Genomic DNA, 5587 nt, shown 5'->3' on the forward strand with positions numbered 1-5587 from the left:
CACCGTGCTCCTGCTGCCGCTGGCCGGCGACACGGCGTCCCGCATCGCGGCCCACGTCGCCGGGCGCCTGTCGTCGGCGATCCACGAGGCGGTCACCGTCGGGGCGTCGGCTCCCGTCGGCGCCCTCGCGGACCGGGCCGACGCGGCGGCCGCCGCGCACGTCGAGGCGCAGCGCTGCCTGGACGCGCTGCGGCTGCTGGGCCGGGCCGGGGAGGGCGCGGCGGCGGAGGACTTCGGCTTCCTCGGGCTGCTGCTGTCCGACAGCCGGGACATCGCCGGGTTCGTCGCCCGCACCGTCGGCGAGGTCGTGGACTACGACACGCGCAGAGGCACCGACCTGGTCCGCACGCTGGACGCCTACTTCGCGTCGGGGATGAGCCCGGCCCGCACCAAGGACACGCTGCACGTCCACGTGAACACCGTGGCGCAGCGCCTGGAGCGGATCGGGCGGCTGCTCGGCCCCGACTGGCAGGACCCGTCCCGCGCGCTGGAGATCCAGCTCGCCCTGCGGCTGCACCGGCTGGCGGGCCCCGCGCTGCCCATACGCTGACCCCCGTACGCGGGAGGCGTACGGGGGCGGTGGCCGCGCCGGTGGGAGGGCCCGCCGGGACGGCGACGCGGGCGGGTGCGCGGGCCGGCGGGTCAGACCTTGTGCACGTCGGCCGGGCGGCCGGCCGGAGCCCCGGCGGGCTTCTCGCCGGGGCCGATGTCGGCCAGGTCGCGGTGGCGGGTCTCCTGGGCGACGGCGACCGCGACGAGGGTCAGCACCGCGGCGGCGATCACGTAGAGGCAGATCATCGTGGCGTCGCCGTACTCGGAGAGCAGAGCCGTCGCGATGAGCGGTGCGGGCGCGCCCGCCGCCACGGAGGCGAACTGGGCACCGATCGACGCGCCCGAGTACCGCATCCGCGTCGCGAACATCTCGGAGAAGAAGGCCGCCTGCGGGGCGTACATCGCGCCGTGCAGGACGAGTCCGACGGTGACCGCGACGAGCAGCCTGCCGAAGCCGCCCGCGTCGATCAGCGCGAAGAACGGGAAGATCCACAGGCCCACGCCCGCCGCGCCGAACAGGTAGACGGGCCGGCGGCCGACACGGTCGGAGAGGGCGCCCCACAGGGGGATCACAGCGAAGTGGACGGCAGAGGCGATGAGGACGGCGTTCAGGGCGGTCTGCTTGGAGACGCCCGCGTCGAGAGTGGCGTAGACGAGGACGAAGGCGGTGATGACGTAGTAGCTGATGTTCTCGGCCATGCGGGCGCCGATCGCGATCAGGACGTCGCGCCAGTGGTGCCGGAGCACCGAGACGAGCGGCATCTTCTCGACGGCGTCGTGCTCGGTGGCCTTGCGCTCCTCGGCCCGGGCGAGGGCCTGTTTGAAGACGGGGGACTCGTCGACGGACAGCCGGATCCACAGGCCGACCATGACCAGGACGCCGGACAGCAGGAACGGGATGCGCCAGCCCCAGGAGGTGAACGCCGCGTCGGAGATCAGCGCCGTGAGGGCGGAGAGCACACCGGTCGCGAGGAGCTGCCCGGCGGGCGCCCCGGTCTGCGGCCAGGACGCCCAGAAGCCGCGGCGGCGGGCGTCGCCGTGCTCGGAGACGAGCAGCACGGCGCCGCCCCACTCACCGCCGAGTGCGAAGCCCTGCACCAGCCGGAGCACGGTCAGCAGGACCGGGGCGGCCGTGCCGACCGTGGCGTGGGTGGGCAGCAGACCGATGGCGAACGTCGCGCCGCCCATCATCAGCAGGCTGATGACCAGGAGCTTCTTGCGGCCGAGGCGGTCGCCGTAGTGCCCGAAGACGAGGGCGCCCAGCGGGCGTGCGGCGAAGCCGACGGCGTAGGTGAGGAAGGAGAGCAGGGTTCCGACGAGCGGGTCGGAGTCCGGGAAGAACAGCTTGTTGAACACGAGGGCCGCGGCCGACCCGTAGAGGAAGAAGTCGTACCACTCGATCGTGGTGCCGATGAGACTCGCCGCGACAATGCGCTTGAGGTGTCCGGGGGAGGGCGGAGCGGTTGCTGCGGAGGCCATGTGCACCACTTCCAGGCTGCTGGGGAGGGGACGACTGCGTTGCTGGCACAAGGTAGGAACACGCAGGTCAGCGGCACATGTGGTGGGACACCATACTTTTCGGCCTGGCTGTGGTGGCGGTCGCCGCCTCAGTGGGACCCGGCCGGGGCGAGATGCCTCCGGAGGAAGTCGACCTCGGTGGCGACGACGGTCTCGTGGGACTGGAGGAAGGGGCTGTAGTGCCCGCCCGGGACGCGCAGCAGTTCCGCGTGCGGAGCCTCGGCGGCCACCTTGAGGGCGGGCGCGGCGAGGACGGACTGGTCCTCGTCGCAGACCACCAGGAGCAGCGGGCACTCGATGTCCCGGGCGGCCCGGCCGGGGCGGAAGGTGCCCACGCTGAGCATCATGCGGGCGGCGACGGTCTGCTCCCAGTCGGGGTAGCTGCCGTCCGGGTCGAGCGGGCTCGGCGAGATCCGCCCGTCGGGGGTGGTCAGCGCCGCGGGCGTGCCCGGTTCGCCGGTGAGCGGGAGCAGCCGGGGCGGCCTGCCGAGCAGGGCGCCGCCCGCGTCGAGGAGGGCGATGCCGAGGGTACGGACCAGCGCGGGGACGGTCTGGTGGCGCATCGCGGCCCGGGCCGCCGCCCGGCCGTCGGCGAGGGGCATCTGGGCGATGGCGGCGCCGAGCGAGGGGTGCCGGGCCGCGACCTCGAACATCTGGCCGCCGGACAGGGAGAAGCTCCAGACGGCGATCCGGTCGGGGTCGACGCCGGGCAGCGACGCGGCGAAGGCGATGGCGGCGGCCCAGTCGTCGAGCTGGTTCTCCAGGTGCATGACCTGGCGGTCGTGGCCGCCGCTCGCGCCGAAGTTGCGGTGGTCGAAGGCGAGCACGCCGAACCCGGCCTCGTGGAACCTGCGGGCGAACCGGTCGGTGCCGGGCTCCTTGGTCACGCCGAGCCCGCCGGCCATGACGACACAACTGCCGTCACGCGTCGGGTAGTACCAGGCGGCGCAGTCGGCGTCGCCGCTGGCGAAGCGGACCGCCTCGCGTACGGGTGAGACAGGCATCAGTGAACCTCCGTGCTGCGGACGGGAACGCGGACGGCCGAACCGGACGCGGCGGACAGGCCGGCCGGGCCGGACGGGCCGGGCGGTGTGGCGGCGGGGGCAGCAGGCGCGGCCGGGACGGCGGCCCGGGCGCTCACCGTGCCTCCCCGCCCGTGCCGGCCGCGAACGCGGCGGCGTGCTCGTCGGCCCACTCGCGGAAGGTGCGGGCCCGCCCGAGCAGCCGCTCCACGGTGTCCGTGGCCGGACCGGGCTGATCGCTGCATGTCGCGAGGTAGCCGAGGAGACGGTCGGGGACATCGGCCGGCAGGCCCTGGGCGAGCATCGCCGCGCGCGCCCGCTCGGCGGGGACCTCGATGAAGCGCGCGCCCAGCTGGGTGGCCCGCTCCTCCTGGGTGAGCGACTGCGGCCCGGTCAGCGCGTAGGCCTGCCCGGTGTGCCGCTCGGGCTCGAGCAGGGCCCTGACCGCGACCTCGGCGATGTCCCGCTCGTGCACCGGCGAGGTCGCGGCCCGGCCGTACGCGCCGGCGACGGTGCCGGTCGCGCGGATCTGCGGGGCCCAGGCGAGGGAGTTGGCCGCGAAGTCCGCGCAGCGCAGGAACGTCCAGTCGAGCCCGGAGGCCCGCACGGCGTCCTCGGCGGCGGCGAACTGCGCGGCGAACCGCGCGTACCCGCCGCCGTACTCCACCGTGACCGCCGACAGCAGCACGACGCGGCGCAGACCCGCGGCGGCGGCGCGCTCCAGCGACGCGGGCAGGGAGTCGCCGACCGCGCGCGGGGCGACGACCACGGCCTCCGCGCCCTTCGCCGGCCAGGAGGCCGGGGCGAGGCGCTCGACCCCGTCGGGCAGGGCCGCGGCCGGGTCGCGCGAGACCCCGGCCACCTTGGCCCCGGAGCGGGCCAGCAGATCGACGACCAGCCGGCCGACGTTCCCGGTTGCACCCGTCACCACATACATGATGCTCTCCCTTCGATAAGGTACGAGAGTCATAGTAATTTGATTCGAGAGTAAGACAATATGAGTTCCGAAACAAATCGCCGCAGGATCCGCTCCGGGCTGCGTGACGTGGGTCTGCAGCTGTCGCTGCTCAACCGGCAGGTCAGCGCCCGCGTCGAGATGAAGGACGTCGACCTGGACTGCCTCGACCTGATCAAGACGCACGGGCCGCTCAGTCCGGGGGCGCTGGCCAGGCGGGCCGGGCTGCACCCGGCCACGATGACGGGGGTCCTCGACCGGCTGGAGAAGGGCGGCTGGATCTCCCGGGAGCGCAACCCGTCCGACCGCAGGGCGGTGCAGATCACCGCCCTTTCCGGCCGGGACGGCGAGCTGCTGCGTCACTTCGCGGGGATGGGCGCGTCCGTCGAGCGGATCTGCTCCGCCTACGACCCCGCCGAGCTGGAGGTCATCGCCGGTTTCCTGGAGCGGATCGCCGACGCGGGCCGCACCTCGACGGCCGAACTCTCCGGCTCCTGACGGCCGTTCGCGCCCGCGCCGCCGCCGGGGCGGGAGGTCCCGGCGGGGATGCAGCGAGGCCCTTTCGAAGAAGGGGGCGGTACGAGATATCTTGATGTCGAGCAATCTGAGAAATCATGCAGACGACGTGGAAGACGTGGAGCGGAGCACCCGGTGACTGACTCGACCATCATTTACACGCACACTGACGAGGCCCCGGCCCTCGCGACGTACTCCTTCCTGCCCGTGATCGAGGCCTACGCGTCCACCGCCGGTGTGCGGGTCGAGACCCGTGACATCTCCCTGGCCGGGCGCATCATCGCCTCCTTCCCGGAGCACCTGAACGAGGACCAGCGCATCGACGACGCGCTGGCCGAGCTGGGCGAGCTCGCCAAGACGCCGGGCGCCAACATCATCAAGCTGCCGAACATCTCGGCGTCCATCCCCCAGCTCAAGGCCGCGATCGCCGAGCTGCAGGAGCAGGGCTACGCGCTGCCCGCGTACCCCGACGAGCCGAAGACGGACGAGGAGCGCGAGATCCGCGCCCGCTACGACAAGGTCAAGGGTTCCGCCGTGAACCCCGTCCTGCGTGAGGGCAACTCGGACCGCCGCGCCCCCGCCTCGGTGAAGAACTACGCCAAGGCCCACCCGCACCGCATGGGTGCCTGGACCCCCGAGTCCAGGACCAACGTGGCGACGATGGGCGTGAACGACTTCCGCTCGACCGAGAAGTCCGCCGTGATCGAGGCCGACGGCTCGCTCAGGATCGAGCACGTCGCCGCCGACGGCACGACCACCGTCCTGCGCGAGTCCGTACCGGTGCTCGCCGGTGAGGTCGTGGACGCCTCCGTGCTGCACGTCGCCGCCCTGCGCGAGTTCCTCACCGCGCAGATCGCCAAGGCCAAGGCCGAGGGCGTGCTGTTCTCCGTGCACCTCAAGGCCACCATGATGAAGGTCTCCGACCCGATCATCTTCGGCCACGTCGTGCGCGCCTTCTTCCCGAAGACGTTCGCCAAGTACGGCGAGGCGCTCGTCGCCGCCGGCCTCTCCCCGAACGACGGCA

General features: G+C 73.0%; 6 protein-coding genes. 3 read left to right on the forward strand and 3 right to left on the reverse strand.

The annotated features are described in order from the left end of the window. Window positions 1–550, forward strand: a 550-nt coding sequence (locus tag GTW43_RS22910; RefSeq protein WP_161303902.1) for a PucR family transcriptional regulator, incomplete at its 5' end; no start/stop codon positions are given. Between the two features lie 92 nt (window positions 551–642). Here the strand turns inward: GTW43_RS22910 and GTW43_RS22915 are convergent. The 3 genes from GTW43_RS22915 to GTW43_RS22925 form a co-directional block, all read right to left on the reverse strand. After that, a complete protein-coding gene (locus tag GTW43_RS22915; RefSeq protein WP_161303903.1) occupies window positions 643–2031 on the reverse strand; it encodes an MFS transporter in 1389 nt (462 codons plus the stop codon). A gap of 128 nt (window positions 2032–2159) precedes the next feature. Then, window positions 2160–3074 (reverse strand): alpha/beta hydrolase, encoded by a 915-nt coding sequence (locus tag GTW43_RS22920; protein WP_161303904.1) that lies wholly within the window; start codon window positions 3072–3074, stop codon window positions 2160–2162. A gap of 133 nt (window positions 3075–3207) precedes the next feature. Beyond that, window positions 3208–4029 carry an NAD(P)H-binding protein gene (locus GTW43_RS22925; RefSeq protein WP_161303905.1) on the reverse strand — a complete coding sequence of 274 codons (822 nt, stop codon included), beginning with the start codon at window positions 4027–4029 and terminating at the stop codon, window positions 3208–3210. Between the two features lie 60 nt (window positions 4030–4089). Between GTW43_RS22925 and GTW43_RS22930 the strand changes: the two genes are divergently transcribed. Further along, window positions 4090–4545, forward strand: a complete 456-nt coding sequence (locus GTW43_RS22930) for a MarR family transcriptional regulator (RefSeq protein WP_161303442.1) — start codon at window positions 4090–4092, stop codon at window positions 4543–4545. 153 nt (window positions 4546–4698) lie between these two features. Continuing rightward, a partial coding sequence (locus GTW43_RS22935) for an NADP-dependent isocitrate dehydrogenase (protein WP_161303906.1) occupies window positions 4699–5587 on the forward strand: 889 nt, incomplete at its 3' end.

Origin of the sequence: Streptomyces sp. SID5785 (assembly GCF_009870065.1) — a bacterium.
Classification (GTDB): domain Bacteria; phylum Actinomycetota; class Actinomycetes; order Streptomycetales; family Streptomycetaceae; genus Streptomyces.